This is a genomic window from Candidatus Symbiopectobacterium sp. NZEC127 (assembly GCF_025962675.1).
Taxonomy (GTDB): Bacteria; Pseudomonadota; Gammaproteobacteria; order Enterobacterales; family Enterobacteriaceae; genus Symbiopectobacterium.
The window spans coordinates 403,003-417,801 of the sequence record NZ_JAGFPG010000001.1 but is presented as its reverse complement, the minus strand read 5'-3'; the positions used below and the strand labels follow the sequence as shown (position 1 = coordinate 417,801).

Genomic DNA, 14,799 nt, shown 5'->3' with positions numbered 1-14,799 from the left:
CCGCAGGCAAACACTGCGGCAATCAGGATCACTTACCAGGGCATGGTCATGGGATCGGGGTATTGGTACTCAAAGCCCAGCTCACGACAGATACGCTGCCCGTCAATGATTCGCCCGCCCGGCTCACTCTCGGCGTTGAAATGTGGTGCCACAACGCCGAGACGATGCGCCTGTTCGGTGTAAAACGCTCGCTTAGTAGGGTGCTGTGGCGCGCAGAGATTATAGCGATGACCGCCTGCGGGCAGTTGTAACAGCAATTCAATCGCGGCAATCACGTCATCGCGATGCACCAGATTGACGCCGACGTCCCCATCGGGGAGATCGGTTTTTCCTGATAAAAATCGCCCAGGATGTCGATTGGGTCCCACCAGTCCGGCCAGTCGTAGAATATCCACCGAGGTATTAGGCAAGGCGTGCAACCATTGCTCTAACTGTACCAACACATATCCTGCTGACGTCTCTGGATGCAACGCAGAGGACTCACGCATCGTTCCTGCGCCTTTGCCATATACCGAGGTCGAACTGGTGAACAAGATGCGCGGAACGCCGTGCGCCAGCGCGCTATTCACCAATTGTTGCACGGCCAGCAGGTAATTCTCTCCCCCCTGTGCCGTTCGGCTGGCAGGGAGCGTAATCACTAATGCATCGACATTCAGCACGCTGTCGAGATCGTCAGCATCACACACCAGTTCCGGCGTTAAATGCAGCGCATAGCAGGCAATCCCACTCATGCGCGCCGCTTCCACACCGTCAGCCGTGGTTTTCGTCCCCGTTACCCGGTAGCCACGCGCATTGAGCGCCAACGCTAACGGCATGCCTAGCCACCCTAATCCTACGATTGACACCTTTTTCATCGACATCACTCCCGGCTGTCTGAGGTTACTTTCTATTCTACTCTCGAATCGCCGCCTCGTATCCGACAAGACGCCTTTTTCGCTTCATCTGCCCACCGTGCGACCCCAAAAAATGCAACGTTGCGTAAAACCCTAGCTTCGTTCTAACCCGCGCCCTTCGCTGGCAGATTATCCTATTTAATCCATAACCCACCGACGATAATGTGACTATTTATCATTACAGTTACAAAATCCGCTTGTGCATTTTCCAGAAATAAACGGAGCGAAAGCGCGCGCAACAAAAAAAGGTTGCACAACGACAGTGAGATGGTTTAGGTTTATTGGCAATGCAATTAGTGCCCTTTATTTAAGAGAATTTTTTATGTTACGCGTTCTGTCAAACCACCATCATCACCATCATCCTGATTAGTCTTTCAGGCAGTTGGTGCTGGAAGACATTCGGATCTTCCAGTGGCGCAGAACCTAAAGAGAGCCCTCGGAAGATCATCTTCCGAGGGTTTTTTTATGGCCCGATGATAAACAAAAGTGGTGGTCAGCAGCGCATCCATTTTGACAGGTAAAAGAGGTTTCCATGCTGGATAAAACACGTTTACGCATTGCAATGCAAAAATCAGGCAGACTGAGCGATGACTCCCGGGAGTTGCTGGCGCGTTGCGGTATTAAAATTAACTTGCAGCAGCAGCGTTTGATCGCGTTTGCAGAAAATATGCCTATCGATATCCTGCGGGTGCGCGATGACGATATCCCCGGTCTGGTGATGGACGGCGTGGTCGATCTGGGCATCATTGGCGAAAACGTGCTGGAAGAAGAGTTGCTCAACCGCCGGGCGCAAGGGGAAGACCCACGTTATTTTATGCTGCGTCGCCTAGATTTTGGCGCGTGCCGCCTGTCACTGGCCATGCCGCTGGATGAAGAATACACCGGCCCTCAGTGCCTTGATAGCAAACGTATTGCCACCTCTTACCCACACCTGCTGAAAAAATACTTCGATAAACAAGGGATCAATTTTAAATCCTGCCTGTTAAACGGTTCAGTGGAAGTCGCGCCGCGCGCCGGGTTGGCCGATGCCATTTGCGATCTGGTGTCTACCGGTGCCACGCTGGAAGCAAACGGTCTGCGCGAAGTGGACGTTATCTACCGCTCCAAGGCCTGCCTGATTCAACGTGACGGCGAGATGCCCGCCGAGAAACAGCAGTTGATTGACAAGCTGTTGACCCGTATGCAAGGCGTCATTCAGGCGCGCGAATCGAAATACATCATGCTGCACGCCCCTAGTGAACGTCTTGATGAAGTGATTGCCTTGCTGCCCGGCGCAGAGCGCCCGACTATCCTGCCGCTGGCGGGCGATCAAAGCCGCGTTGCCATGCACATGGTCAGTAGCGAAACCCTGTTCTGGGAAACCATGGAACGACTCAAGACCCTGGGTGCCAGTTCCATTCTGGTGCTGCCTATCGAGAAGATGATGGAGTAACCGCCATGACCAGCCGCAATTTCGATACGCTTATTGAGTGGGAACAGTGCGCCGAACCAGAGCGCCAGCAGTTACTGACCCGTCCGGCCATTTCGGCTTCCGACCGCATCACCCGCAGCGTGAACGAGATTCTCGATCGGGTAAAAGTCGAGGGCGACAGCGCACTGCGCGCTTTCAGTGCCCAGTTTGACAAGGTTGACGTAGAGGCGATTCGCGTTACGCCGGAGCAAATTTCTGCCGCTGCCGCGCGACTGGGCAACGACATCAAACAGGCGATGGCAGTCGCCGTCGGCAATATCGAGACCTTCCACAACGCACAGCGTTTGCCGCCCGTTGATGTGGAAACGCAGCCGGGCGTGCGCTGCCAGCAGGTAACGCGCCCTATCGACAGCGTGGGCCTGTATATTCCCGGTGGTTCCGCACCGCTGTTCTCCACGGTGCTGATGCTGGCAACGCCAGCGCGCATCGCCGAGTGCCGTCGCGTAATTCTCTGTTCACCACCGCCGATTGCCGATGAAATTCTGTATGCCGCCCAACTGTGTGGCGTGCAGGAAGTGTTTCAATTGGGCGGTGCACAAGCTATCGCCGCCATGGCATTCGGCACCGAGAGCGTCCCCCGCGTTGCCAAGATTTTTGGCCCGGGCAATGCGTATGTGACCGAAGCCAAGCGTCAGGTCAGTCAGCGTCTGGACGGTGCGGCCATCGATATGCCTGCGGGGCCTTCTGAAGTGCTGGTGATCGCCGACAGCGGCGCCACCCCGGCGTTTGTGGCTTCCGATCTGTTATCGCAGGCGGAACACGGCCCGGACTCCCAGGTGATTCTGGTCACGCCTGATGCCGCACTGGCCCGCGCCGTGGCGCAAGCGGTACAGCAGCAGCTAGCCCAGTTGCCGCGCGCAGAGATCGCGCGTCAGGCACTGGACAGCAGCCGAGTCATCGTGGCGCGCGATTTGGCGCAGTGCATCGACATCAGTAATCAGTACGGCCCGGAGCACTTGATCATTCAAACCCGCGAACCCGAAGCGCTGGTTGCACAAATCACCAGTGCAGGCTCTGTGTTCCTCGGTGACTGGTCACCGGAATCCGCAGGGGATTACGCCTCTGGCACCAACCACGTGCTGCCAACCTATGGTTATACCGCCACTCACTCCAGTCTGGGACTGGCGGATTTCCAGAAACGGATGACCGTTCAACAGTTAACGCCGCAAGGTTTTCTGCGCCTGGCTCCCACCATTGAGGTGTTGGCACAGGCGGAGCAACTGATTGCCCACAAGAATGCCGTCACACTGCGCGTCGCTGCCCTGAAAGAGAAGGAGTCCCAATGAGCATTGAACAACTGGCCCGTGCCAATGTGCGCACGCTTACGCCGTATCAATCGGCGCGCCGTCTGGGCGGTAAAGGTGATGTGTGGCTCAATGCCAACGAATATTTTCAGGCACCGGAATTTCAGCTCACCGCACAAACGCTGAACCGTTATCCCGAATGTCAGCCGCCTGTAGTCATTGAGCGCTATGCTGCCTATGCCGGCGTCAAACCGGAACAGGTGCTGGTCAGTCGCGGCGCAGATGAAGGGATCGAACTGCTGATCCGTGCCTTTTGCGAACCGGGACAAGATGCCGTGCTTTATTGCCCTCCCACCTACGGCATGTATGGCGTCAGCGCGGAAACCCTGGGCGTGGAACGCCGCACGGTGCCCAGCACAGCAGATTGGCAGTTAGACCTGCCCGCTATTGCAGACAATCTCAACAACGTAAAACTGATTTACGTGTGCAGCCCCAACAACCCGACCGGTAACGTCCTTGACGCAGACGATCTGCGTAAGCTGTTGGCACTGGCCGCAGGCAAAGCGCTGGTGGTAGTGGATGAAGCCTATATCGAATTCAACCCCAACTCCACGGTCGCAGGCTGGCTGGCTGACTATCCGCATCTGGTGGTGCTGCGTACCCTTTCCAAAGCGTTTGCGCTGGCAGGGTTACGTTGCGGTTTTACGTTGGCAAATGAACCCGTGATCGCGCTGTTGCTGAAGGTCATCGCGCCTTACCCGCTTTCAACGCCGGTGGCGGATATCGCCGCGCAAGCGCTCGATGACGCCGGGATCGATACCATGCGCGAACGCGTCGCCGAGATTGCGGAAAACCGCGCCTGGCTGATGGCGGCATTAGCGCCTCTGCCTTGTGTGGAGCAGGTGTTCGACAGCGCCAGCAACTATGTTCTGGTACGTTTCGCCGCCGCCAGTAATGTCTTCAAAACGCTGTGGGATCAGGGCATTATTTTACGCGATCAGAACAAACAGCCCAGCCTTTCCGGATGCCTGCGCATCACTGTCGGCAGCCGTGGCGAATGCCAGCAGGTGGTTGCCGCACTGCGCGCCTTATCCGGCATTAACGAGTAATCACCAGGAGCAGACATGGGACAGAAATATCTTTTTATTGACCGCGACGGCACGCTGATTGCCGAGCCGCCGCAAGACTTCCAGGTTGACCGGTTGGATAAACTGGCGCTGGAGCCTGCCGTCATCCCTTCCCTGCTGAGCTTGCAGAAAGCCGGTTTCAAGCTGGTGATGATCACCAATCAAGACGGGCTCGGTACGCCCAGTTTCCCGCAGGAGACGTTCGATCCGCCGCACCAGTTGATGATGCAGATTCTTACCTCACAGGGCATTCAGTTTGACGAGGTGCTGATTTGTCCGCATCTGCCGGCGGATAACTGCGCGTGTCGCAAACCCAAAACCGCTCTGGTGGATGCCTTTTTGCAACAGAACCCGATGGACAGTGCCAATAGTTACGTGATTGGCGATCGCGAAACGGACGTGCAACTGGCGCAAAACATGGGGATCGCCGGATTACGCTATCAGCGTGATGGCCTGGACTGGCAGACCATCACCGACAAGCTCACCCAACGTAACCGTCATGCGCTGGTCAATCGCGTAACGCGGGAAACCTCCATTAATGTGGAAGTGTGGCTGGATCAGGAAGGTGGCAGCAAGATCCACACTGGCGTCGGTTTCTTCGACCACATGCTCGACCAGATCGCCACCCACGGTGGTTTCCGTATGAACATCGATGTGAAAGGCGATCTTTACATCGACGATCACCACACGGTTGAAGACACCGGTCTGGCGTTGGGCGAAGCGCTTAACAAGGCGCTGGGCGACAAGCGCGGTATCGGTCGCTTTGGTTTTGTGCTGCCGATGGATGAGTGTCTGGCACGCTGCGCGCTGGATATTTCCGGGCGTCCACATTTGGAATATAAAGCCGAATTTAACTACCAGCGCGTAGGCGATTTAAGCACGGAAATGGTCGAGCACTTCTTCCGCTCACTCTCCTATGCCATGGGATGCACCCTGCACTTGAGAACCAAAGGCCGTAACGATCACCACCGCGTAGAAAGCCTGTTCAAAGTGTTTGGCCGCACGCTGCGCCAGGCCATTCGTGTCGAGGGTGATACCCTGCCCAGCTCGAAAGGGGTGCTGTGATGAACGTGGTGATCCTCGATACCGGCTGCGCCAATCTCGCTTCCGTCACCTACGCGGTGCGCCGCCTGGGCTATGACCCGGTGGTGAGCCGCGACCCCGAGGTGGTGCTGCGCGCCGACAAACTGTTTCTGCCCGGCGTCGGCACCGCGCAGGCCGCCATGGACCAGCTTACCGCCCGTGACCTGATCCCGCTGATCAAAGCCTGCACCCAGCCGGTGCTCGGTATCTGCCTCGGCATGCAACTGCTCGGCTCGGCCAGCGACGAGAATGGCGGGATTGATACGTTGAATATCATTCCGGCTGCGGTAAAAAAAATGCAAGACCGCGGCCTGCCGCTACCGCACATGGGCTGGAACCAGGTCACGCCGCAGGCCGGGCACCGTCTGTTCCAGGGCATTGATGACGGTGCCTACTTCTACTTTGTGCACGGCTATGCCATGCCGGTATGTGCCAACACCATCGCACAAGCAGAGTACGGTGAGGCCTTTACTGCCGCGGTACAGAAGGACAACTTCTACGGCGTGCAATTTCACCCAGAACGCTCTGGGGCCGCAGGCGCTCAGTTGCTGAAAAACTTTCTGGAGATGTAATCAGCATGATTATCCCCGCACTCGATCTTATCGACGGACAGGTGGTTCGTCTTCATCAGGGTGACTACGGTCAGCAACGCCAGTATGGCAGCGATCCCCTCCCCCGTTTGCAGACCTATCAGCAACAGGGGGCAGAGGTGCTGCATCTGGTGGATTTGACCGGCGCGAAAGATCCGTCCGCGCGACAAATTCCGCTGTTAAAAACCCTGCTGGCCGGTGTCAGCGTACCGGTACAAGTCGGTGGCGGCATTCGTTCCGAACAGGATGTCGTTGCGTTGCTGGAAGCAGGCGCAAGCCGCGTGGTGATCGGCTCCACCGCAGTAAAACAGCCTGAGCTGGTGCAACAATGGTTCAGCCGTTACGGCGCAGATGCGCTGGTACTGGCGCTGGATGTGCGCATCGATGCACAGGGCGTAAAACAGGTCGCGGTCAGCGGTTGGCAAGAAAACTCAGGTGCCACGCTGGAAAGCGTTATTGAGCAGTATTTGCCGGTCGGCCTCAAGCACGTGCTGTGTACCGATATCTCCCGTGATGGCACGCTGAGCGGTTCCAACGTCGAACTCTATCGCGCGGTATGTCAACGTTATCCTCAGGTGGCCTTTCAGGCCTCCGGCGGGATTGGCGGGTTGCAGGATATTGCCAATCTGCGCGGCAGCGGCGTGCAAGGCGTGATCGTAGGCCGTGCGCTGCTGGAAGGAAAATTCAACGTAACGGAGGCTATCACATGCTGGCAAAACGGATAATTCCCTGTCTCGACGTGCGTGACGGTCAGGTGGTAAAAGGGGTGCAGTTTCGCAACCACGAAATCATCGGCGATATCGTTCCGTTAGCACAGCGCTATGCTCAGGAAGGCGCTGACGAACTGGTGTTTTACGATATCACCGCGTCGTCTGACGGGCGCGTGGTCGACAAAAGCTGGGTATCCCGCGTAGCAGAGGTGATTGATATCCCTTTCTGCGTGGCCGGTGGCATTAAAAGCGTCGAAGATGCCGGACAAATCCTCTCGTTCGGTGCCGATAAAATTTCGATTAACTCCCCGGCGCTGGCCGATCCTATCCTTATCACCCGCCTTGCCGATCGTTATGGCGTACAATGCATCGTGGTCGGGATCGATACCTGGTTCGACAGCGCTACCGGGCGTTATCATGTGAATCAGTACACCGGTGATGAAAGCCGCACCCGTGTTACCCAGTGGCAAACACTGGATTGGGTGCAGGAAGTGCAACAGCGCGGTGCCGGTGAAATTGTGCTGAACATGATGAATCAGGATGGCGTGCGTAACGGTTACGATCTGGAACAGCTAAAATTGGTGCGTGAACGCTGCCATGTTCCATTGATCGCCTCCGGCGGTGCCGGTACGCCTGAACATTTTTTGCAAGCCTTTGAGCAGGCTCAGGTAGACGGTGCGCTGGCCGCTTCCGTATTCCATAAGCAAATCATCAATATTGGCGAGTTAAAGCAATACCTTAAGCAACAAGGTGTGGAGATCAGAGCGTGTTAAGCCAACAACAGAAAGCCCAACTCGACTGGGAAAAAACCGACGGGATGATCCCCGCCATTGTGCAACATGCGGTATCCGGCGAAGTGTTGATGCTGGGTTACATGAATCAGGCGGCGCTGGACACCACCGAGCAGAGCGGCAAGGTCACCTTCTATTCGCGCACCAAACAGCGACTGTGGACCAAGGGAGAATCCTCCGGCCACTTCCTTAACGTGGTAAGCATCACGCCGGACTGTGACAATGACAGCCTGCTGGTGCTGGCGAACCCCATCGGTCCAACCTGCCACCAAGGCACCAGCAGCTGTTTCGCCCCGGCACAGCACGAGTGGTTGTTTTTGCATCAGCTTGAGCAATTGTTAGCGAGCCGCAAACAGGCGGATCCGGCCAGCTCTTATACCGCAAAACTGTATGCCAGCGGCACCAAACGCATTGCGCAGAAAGTCGGTGAAGAAGGGTTGGAGACGGCACTGGCCGCCACCGTACACGATACCGAAGAGCTGACTAACGAAGCCGCAGATTTGATGTATCACCTGCTGGTGTTGTTGCAGGATCAAGAGCTGGATCTGGCAACCATTATCGGCCGCCTGAAAGCACGTCATAGCAAATAGCGGTATCACTGTCAGGGAAATTCCGGCCTGGCCCGGAATTTCCCTGTAGCTCATCAACAGCAACCTACAGCGGCGCGTGCGTCAGCAGCGCCGATGACGACAATGCCGTCCCCGGCAACGATTGCGCGCGCCTCACTTTAAAGGTATCCATCGCCAAAATCAGTTGTCTTGACTGATCCTCCAGCGAGCGGGTTGCCATCGTCGCCTCCTCGACCAGCGATGCATTTTGCTGCGCAACCACTTCCATCTGAGTGACCGCAATATTGACCTGATCGATGCCGTGGCTCTGCTCCTGGGATGCCTGCGAGATTTCCTTCATTAACGCATTGACGTTAATAATCTGCGTAGAAATGGCAGACATGGTTTCACTGGCCTGTGCCGTCAGGTTAGAGCCTTCGCTGACGCGCGTGTTGGAATCCACGATCAGCGCATGAATCTCTTTCGACGCTTGCGCGCTGCGCTGCGCCAGCGTCCTCACTTCGTTGGCGACCACAGCAAAACCGCGCCCTTGTTCACCCGCACGCGCGGCTTCCACGGCGGCGTTCAACGCCAGTATGTTGGTTTGGAACGCAATACCATCAATCACACCGAGAATGTTGCCAATGCTGTTGGCGCTGGTGGCAATTTCCTGCATCTTCGCCATCACTTCCTGCACCACCTTATTACCCTGCTGCGCGGTTTGCGCCACATCTTCCGCTAACGCATGCCCTTGACGCGCATTGTCTGCGTTATTGCGCACCGTAGCCGTCAATTGCTCCATGCTGGCCGCCGTTTCCTGCAACGAGGCAGCAGACTCCTCGGTGCGGCGTGATAAATCTTCATTACCTTGCGCCAGTTCACGGCTACCTACGTCTATCTGCTCGCTGGCCTCTCGCACTCGCACCACGGAGTCTGATAACGACTGTTGCATATCGTGCAACGCGCTGTTTAATCGACCCAGTTCATTCTTCGCTGACGCGGGTAACGTTTGGGTTAAATCCCCTGCCGCGACAAATTCCAAATGGTTGATGGCACTGCTGAGCGGTTTAAGCAGCAGCGCGCGCAGCATTAACCATGAGATCACAATCAGCACCACCACAGCGGCGCAGCACGCGCCGATAAGCCACAGCATACGCACCCGACCTTCTGAAGCCTGCGTAAGCTGATTAACGCCAGCCTGTTGGGCATAGTCGAAATAGGTTTTGTTGGCTTTATCAAATACGGTCCCGAGTTGCTTGAGCTGGGTAACCTGATACTGGTAATAGCGCTCTACCTCGCGGCTTGTTAACGCATCCAGCATCGGTAAGATGCCATTTTCGTAATAGTTTTTATAAGCTTGAGCGATATCCTGAGCCAGTATCTCTCCCTGCCCGGTGCCCTTGGTTGCAGTAAAAAAGCGGTCTAAATCGGCTTTTGCGGCAATGGCATATTGCCCAGAACGGCCCGCCGCCGCCATGGCCTCATCCCACTGCTGCGTTTCCAACGCGCGAATCGCAAAAGAAGCCGCTACACGCACACGCTGCATATTGGTGTTACTGCTCGCCAGATTGCCCAGTTCCACGCCCTGAATGCGATTAAGTACCACCAGCGCATCGTAACTTTTATTGATGGCAATGATCCCCGTGGCGCTGACCAGTAGCAGCAGTGCGGCCATCACCCCGAGCAATGCTAATAACCCTGTACGAATCGATATATTTTTCAACATGATATTCCCTTACAAAGTAAACCATAGACTTAATAAGGTTATCGGTTGGCATAACGGACGGGTTTATCAGTGCTTTGCGCTTTTGGCGGAAACCTCGCAATATTGACAACGATTGCAAGATAGTTGGGTTTAGCGGCAATAAAAAAGGCACCCTTTAACAGGTGCCTTTCAGAAAAGCTAGACATTACAGTCTATTGCAAGTAATACCACGGTGTTCCGTGCAGATTATCTCGGCGTATCAGCCATAAATATTTGCACGATCGCGCAGTTCTTTACCCGGTTTGAAATGGGGAACGTATTTACCTTCCAGCTCCACCTTTTCACCGGTTTTCGGATTGCGCCCAACGCGTGGTGCACGGTAGTGAAGTGAAAAACTGCCGAACCCTCGGATCTCAATGCGATCACCATCAGCCAGCGTTGCCGCCATCTGCTCGAGCATCTCTTTCACTGCATCCTCAACCACCTTGGCCGGGATATGAGATTGCTGTCCAGCAAGTCTTTCGATCAGTTCAGACTTGGTCATAATTCCTCCAAGTGCGTGGTTATATCAATATTGGATAGCCACGATTGACTTACTACCGTAACAGAATGAGTCAGCCGCATGGCCGACTCACCCCACCCTATTACTCGCCTTTAGCTGCTTTGAATGCTTCAGCCATTGCGCTGGAGAAATTACCTTCTTCCTGCTTGTTATTTACGGTAGCGATAGCGTCTTTCTCATCCGCTTCGTCTTTCGCACGTACAGACAGGCTTACAACACGGTTTTTACGATCAACACCGGTGTATTTAGCTTCAACTTCGTCGCCTACGTTCAGAACCAGCGTAGCATCTTCTACACGGTCACGAGAGGCTTCAGAAGCGCGCAGGTAACCTTCAACGCCATCGGCTAATTCAACTGTAGCACCTTTTGCGTCAACAGCAGTGACTTTACCCGTAACGATCGCACCTTTTTTGTTCAGTGACAGATAGTTATTGAACGGGTCTTCAGCCAGTTGTTTAACGCCCAGGGAGATACGCTCGCGCTCTGCGTCAACTTGCAGAACAACAGCAGCGATTTCGTCACCTTTCTTGTATTCGCGAACGGCTTCTTCGCCAGCCACGTTCCAAGAGATGTCAGACAGGTGTACCAGACCATCGATACCGCCATCCAGACCGATGAAGATACCGAAGTCAGTGATAGACTTGATCTTACCTTCTACGCGGTCACCCTTGTTGTGGGTTTCAGCGAACAGCTGCCACGGGTTGGATTTGCATTGTTTCAGGCCCAGGGAGATACGACGACGTTCTTCGTCGATATCCAGAACCATAACTTCAACCACGTCGCCCACGTTAACCACTTTGGACGGATGGATGTTTTTGTTGGTCCAATCCATTTCGGATACGTGTACCAGACCTTCGACGCCTTCTTCGATTTCTACGAAGCAGCCGTAATCAGTCAGGTTGGTCACACGACCGGTCAGACGGGTGTTTTCCGGGTAGCGCTTAGCGATAGCAACCCACGGATCCTCGCCCAGCTGTTTCAGGCCTAGGGACACACGAGTACGTTCGCGGTCGAACTTCAGCACTTTTACAGTGATCTCGTCGCCAACATTGACGATTTCGCTCGGATGCTTAACGCGTTTCCACGCCATATCAGTGATATGCAGCAGACCATCAACGCCACCCAGGTCAACGAATGCACCGTAGTCAGTGAGGTTCTTAACGATACCTTTAACTTCCATGCCTTCTTGCAGGTTTTCCAGCAGTTGATCGCGCTCAGCGCTGTTCTCGGATTCGATAACGGCACGGCGGGAAACGACAACGTTGTTGCGTTTCTGATCCAGCTTGATCACTTTAAACTCAAGCTCTTTGCCTTCCAGGTGCAGCGTATCGCGAACCGGGCGAACGTCAACCAGAGAACCCGGCAGGAACGCACGGATGCCGTTCAGTTCAACCGTGAAGCCGCCTTTCACTTTACCGTTGATAACACCGGTAACGGTCGCAGCTTCTTCGTAGGCTTTTTCCAGCATCAGCCAGGCTTCGTGGCGTTTCGCTTTCTCACGAGACAGCAGGGTCTCGCCGAAACCGTCTTCTACCGCGTCCAGGGCAACGTCAATTTCGTCACCCACCTGGATTTCGAGTTCGCCTTGTGCGTTTTTGAATTGCTCTACCGGAATGGCAGATTCAGATTTCAGACCGGCGTCAACCAGTACGACATCTTTATCAATAGCAACGACAACGCCGCGAACGATGGAACCCGGACGAGTTTCGATTTCTTTCAGCGATTCTTCAAAGAGTTGAGCAAAAGATTCAGTCATGTTGTTAATCTTAAGGGTTTCAATTTAACGTCCATCTGGCATCCTGCTTGATGGGGTTGTTTCACATGCCCTGCTGTTATCCTTACAACAAGGTTAAAAAAACAATACTATACCGCGCCTCAATCAACCCTGTGATTGAGCAAGGATTTCGCGCGCATAAGAGAGCGATTTCGCAATAACGTCATCAATAGACATATCGGTCGAATCCAACACCAGCGCATCTGCGGCAGGGACTAACGGCGCTACCGAACGATTCCGGTCGCGCGCATCCCGTTCTTTTATCTCGGACAAAAGACGTTCAAAGTTAACATTAAAGCCTTTTTCCTGCAACTGTAGCATGCGTCGTTGTGCACGTTCTTCCGCGCTGGCATCCAAAAAAATCTTCACGGGCGCATCGGGGAACACCACCGTGCCCATATCGCGGCCATCCGCCACCAGCCCCGGCGCTTCTCGAAACGCGCGCTGACGGCGCAACAACGCTTCTCTCACACGCGGGAAAGCGGCCGCCTGCGAGGCGGTATTCCCGACCGTTTCATTACGAATTTCATTACTGACGTCTTCGCCTTCCAGAATCACTTTCAGTTGCCCGTCTTCAGCAACGAAACGCACATCAAGGTGCGACGCCAGCGGCACTAACGCTTCTTCCGAACCGATATCAACCTGATGATGCAAGGCAGCCAAGGCGAGCACGCGATAAATCGCGCCCGAGTCCAACAAATTCCACTGCAATGTTTCTGCCAACGCCTTGCACAGCGTTCCCTTGCCTGCGCCACTCGGCCCATCAACCGTTATTACCGGTGCCGTTACCGCCATCTCTTTCTCCTATTACTCGGGTCAACCGTGAGGTCTGTTACGACTTACGGTGCCTCATTATACGCGCCAACGAGCAAAACCGTTAACCTAACACCCGGAGAAAGATAAAATTTCAGAAGATGCCTTGCAAACATAGGGCGGGCTAATGCCCGCCCTACAGGAAAAGTGCAACCCCCGCCCAGTGATTAACCGTGGCTCAGGCGTGCCAGCTGTTGAAAATAGTCCGGAAAGGTTTTTGCCGTGCATTTGGGATCGAGAATGGTCACTGGCGTATCGGATAATGCCACCAGCGAGAAACACATCGCCATACGGTGATCGTTGTAAGTACCGATCTCGGCAAAACGTAACTGCGGGGCAGGCGTAATGCGAATATAGTCATTACCCTCTTCCACCGTCGCACCGACTTTGCGCAACTCTGTCGCCATGGCGGCAAGGCGGTCGGTCTCTTTTACCCGCCAGTTATAAATATTGCGCAGCGTCGTGGTACCGCCCTCGGCAAACAGCGCCGCGGTGGCAATGGTCATCGCCGCATCGGGAATGTGATTCATGTCCATATCGATAGCATGCAGTTCAGCGCGCTGACACTCGATATAGTCATCACCCCAGCGGATAATCGCACCCATTTTTTCCAGCACATCGGCAAAACGGATATCGCCCTGCACGCTGTTGCGCCCCACGCCGGTGACACGCACGGTTCCGCCTTTGATGGCAGCGGCGGCGAGGAAATAGGACGCTGAGGAGGCATCGCCCTCCACCAGATACTCACCCGGCGCACGGTATTGCTGGTTGCCCTGCACGCTGAAGTGCTGGTAATTCTCGTTGTGCACGTCGACGCCGAAATCTTTCATCATGCGCAGCGTGATATCGATATAGGGTTTGGATACCAGATCGCCTTTGATGCTGATGCGGGTGTCTTTGCTCGCCAACGGCGCTGTCATCAGCAACGCGGTCAGGAACTGGCTGGAGACGCTACCATCCACGGCGATCTCACCGCCCTGGAAGCCGCCGTGCAGGCGCAATGGCGGATAGTCAGTCTGCTCAAGGTAGTCGATGGTCGCGCCGCCTTGGCGCAGCGCATCCACCAGATGGCCGATCGGGCGCTCTTTCATACGCGGTTCGCCGGTCAAGACAATATCGCCCTGGGTCAAGCACAGCGCGGCGGCCAGCGGACGCATCGCCGTGCCCGCATTACCGAGAAACAGCTCTAACGGTTGCGACGCGGTGAACGGCCCACCAATACCGGTGACGTCGCACTCGGTGCGGCTGGGCGAAAGCTGATATTGCACGCCTAGCAGTTGCAACGCGTCGAGCATATGGCGAACGTCATCGCTATCGAGCAGATTTTTCAAACGCGTCGTTCCCGTTGCCAATGCGGCCAGCAACAAAGCACGGTTAGAGACGCTTTTCGAACCGGGAAGGTTAATCACACCGTCAATCAGGGAAATAGGCTGTAGGGTAAGGGATTCCTGCATGTAACTCTTAACTCCGGTCATCAACATAACAAAC

The 14,799-nt window shown here is 55.1% G+C and carries 14 protein-coding genes and 1 other annotated feature; of the genes, 8 read left to right on the top strand and 6 right to left on the bottom strand.

The features are described from left to right. Positions 1-32 precede the first annotated feature (32 nt). Positions 33-854 carry an SDR family oxidoreductase gene (locus J5069_RS01885; protein WP_264642252.1) on the bottom strand — a complete coding sequence of 274 codons (822 nt, stop codon included), beginning with the start codon at positions 852-854 and terminating at the stop codon, positions 33-35. Positions 855-1,238: 384 nt separating this feature from the next. Further along, positions 1,239-1,360, top strand: a sequence feature (His leader region). A gap of 65 nt (positions 1,361-1,425) precedes the next feature. On the opposite strand from J5069_RS01885, the gene hisG reads away from it, so the two are divergent. The 8 genes from hisG to hisIE are packed head-to-tail and all read left to right on the top strand — an operon-like array spanning position 1,426 to position 8,499. Continuing rightward, positions 1,426-2,325: an ATP phosphoribosyltransferase gene (gene hisG, locus J5069_RS01880; protein WP_264642251.1), complete on the top strand. Its 900-nt coding sequence runs from the start codon at positions 1,426-1,428 to the stop codon at positions 2,323-2,325. A 5-nt stretch (positions 2,326-2,330) separates the two neighbouring features. After that, a complete protein-coding gene (hisD, locus tag J5069_RS01875) occupies positions 2,331-3,650 on the top strand; it encodes a histidinol dehydrogenase (RefSeq protein WP_264642250.1) in 1,320 nt (439 codons plus the stop codon). Further along, complete coding sequence (gene hisC, locus J5069_RS01870) at positions 3,647-4,717, top strand: histidinol-phosphate transaminase (RefSeq protein ID WP_264642249.1); 1,071 nt, start codon at positions 3,647-3,649, stop codon at positions 4,715-4,717. Before hisD ends, hisC begins: the two co-directional genes overlap by 4 nt. A gap of 15 nt (positions 4,718-4,732) precedes the next feature. Continuing rightward, a complete protein-coding gene (gene hisB / locus J5069_RS01865; RefSeq protein ID WP_264642248.1) occupies positions 4,733-5,800 on the top strand; it encodes a bifunctional histidinol-phosphatase/imidazoleglycerol-phosphate dehydratase HisB in 1,068 nt (355 codons plus the stop codon). Then, positions 5,800-6,390 carry an imidazole glycerol phosphate synthase subunit HisH gene (hisH, locus tag J5069_RS01860; RefSeq protein WP_264642247.1) on the top strand — a complete coding sequence of 197 codons (591 nt, stop codon included), beginning with the start codon at positions 5,800-5,802 and terminating at the stop codon, positions 6,388-6,390. Before hisB ends, hisH begins: the two co-directional genes overlap by 1 nt. A gap of 5 nt (positions 6,391-6,395) precedes the next feature. Continuing rightward, the gene (gene hisA, locus J5069_RS01855) at positions 6,396-7,133 is read left to right on the top strand and encodes a 1-(5-phosphoribosyl)-5-[(5-phosphoribosylamino)methylideneamino]imidazole-4-carboxamide isomerase (protein WP_264642246.1); all 738 of its coding nucleotides are present in this window, start codon (positions 6,396-6,398) and stop codon (positions 7,131-7,133) included. Further along, on the top strand, positions 7,115-7,891 hold the full coding sequence (gene hisF / locus J5069_RS01850) for an imidazole glycerol phosphate synthase subunit HisF (RefSeq protein WP_264642245.1): 777 nt from the start codon (positions 7,115-7,117) through the stop codon (positions 7,889-7,891). Before hisA ends, hisF begins: the two co-directional genes overlap by 19 nt. Then, positions 7,885-8,499: a bifunctional phosphoribosyl-AMP cyclohydrolase/phosphoribosyl-ATP diphosphatase HisIE gene (hisIE, locus tag J5069_RS01845; RefSeq protein WP_264642244.1), complete on the top strand. Its 615-nt coding sequence runs from the start codon at positions 7,885-7,887 to the stop codon at positions 8,497-8,499. The genes hisF and hisIE overlap by 7 nt, the downstream gene beginning before the upstream one ends. 64 nt (positions 8,500-8,563) lie before the next feature. On the opposite strand, the gene J5069_RS01840 is transcribed toward hisIE, so the two are convergent. The 5 genes from J5069_RS01840 to aroA all read right to left on the bottom strand — a co-directional run bounded on the left by J5069_RS01840 (position 8,564) and on the right by aroA (position 14,765). Continuing rightward, complete coding sequence (locus J5069_RS01840) at positions 8,564-10,183, bottom strand: methyl-accepting chemotaxis protein (RefSeq protein ID WP_264642243.1); 1,620 nt, start codon at positions 10,181-10,183, stop codon at positions 8,564-8,566. A gap of 238 nt (positions 10,184-10,421) precedes the next feature. After that, positions 10,422-10,706 carry an integration host factor subunit beta gene (gene ihfB, locus J5069_RS01835; protein WP_195312909.1) on the bottom strand — a complete coding sequence of 95 codons (285 nt, stop codon included), beginning with the start codon at positions 10,704-10,706 and terminating at the stop codon, positions 10,422-10,424. A 100-nt stretch (positions 10,707-10,806) separates the two neighbouring features. Further along, the gene (gene rpsA, locus J5069_RS01830; RefSeq protein WP_264642242.1) at positions 10,807-12,480 is read right to left on the bottom strand and encodes a 30S ribosomal protein S1; all 1,674 of its coding nucleotides are present in this window, start codon (positions 12,478-12,480) and stop codon (positions 10,807-10,809) included. Positions 12,481-12,603: 123 nt separating this feature from the next. Continuing rightward, positions 12,604-13,293 carry a (d)CMP kinase gene (cmk, locus tag J5069_RS01825; RefSeq protein WP_264642241.1) on the bottom strand — a complete coding sequence of 230 codons (690 nt, stop codon included), beginning with the start codon at positions 13,291-13,293 and terminating at the stop codon, positions 12,604-12,606. A 185-nt stretch (positions 13,294-13,478) separates the two neighbouring features. Continuing rightward, positions 13,479-14,765: a 3-phosphoshikimate 1-carboxyvinyltransferase gene (gene aroA, locus J5069_RS01820; protein ID WP_264642240.1), complete on the bottom strand. Its 1,287-nt coding sequence runs from the start codon at positions 14,763-14,765 to the stop codon at positions 13,479-13,481. Positions 14,766-14,799: the final 34 nt, after the last annotated feature.

What these genes read in the sequence shown, in the direction of transcription:
- aroA (WP_264642240.1), bottom strand. Translation starts at nt 14,765, where the DNA reads ATGCAGGAATCCCTTACCCTACAGCCTATTTCCCTGATTGACGGTGTG.
- ihfB (WP_195312909.1), bottom strand. Translation starts at nt 10,706, where the DNA reads ATGACCAAGTCTGAACTGATCGAAAGACTTGCTGGACAGCAATCTCAT.
- rpsA (WP_264642242.1), bottom strand. Translation starts at nt 12,480, where the DNA reads ATGACTGAATCTTTTGCTCAACTCTTTGAAGAATCGCTGAAAGAAATC.
- hisH (WP_264642247.1), top strand. Translation starts at nt 5,800, where the DNA reads ATGAACGTGGTGATCCTCGATACCGGCTGCGCCAATCTCGCTTCCGTC.
- J5069_RS01840 (WP_264642243.1), bottom strand. Translation starts at nt 10,183, where the DNA reads ATGTTGAAAAATATATCGATTCGTACAGGGTTATTAGCATTGCTCGGG.
- cmk (WP_264642241.1), bottom strand. Translation starts at nt 13,293, where the DNA reads ATGGCGGTAACGGCACCGGTAATAACGGTTGATGGGCCGAGTGGCGCA.
- hisC (WP_264642249.1), top strand. Translation starts at nt 3,647, where the DNA reads ATGAGCATTGAACAACTGGCCCGTGCCAATGTGCGCACGCTTACGCCG.
- J5069_RS01885 (WP_264642252.1), bottom strand. Translation starts at nt 854, where the DNA reads ATGAAAAAGGTGTCAATCGTAGGATTAGGGTGGCTAGGCATGCCGTTA.
- hisA (WP_264642246.1), top strand. Translation starts at nt 6,396, where the DNA reads ATGATTATCCCCGCACTCGATCTTATCGACGGACAGGTGGTTCGTCTT.
- hisB (WP_264642248.1), top strand. Translation starts at nt 4,733, where the DNA reads ATGGGACAGAAATATCTTTTTATTGACCGCGACGGCACGCTGATTGCC.
- hisF (WP_264642245.1), top strand. Translation starts at nt 7,115, where the DNA reads ATGCTGGCAAAACGGATAATTCCCTGTCTCGACGTGCGTGACGGTCAG.
- hisD (WP_264642250.1), top strand. Translation starts at nt 2,331, where the DNA reads ATGACCAGCCGCAATTTCGATACGCTTATTGAGTGGGAACAGTGCGCC.
- hisG (WP_264642251.1), top strand. Translation starts at nt 1,426, where the DNA reads ATGCTGGATAAAACACGTTTACGCATTGCAATGCAAAAATCAGGCAGA.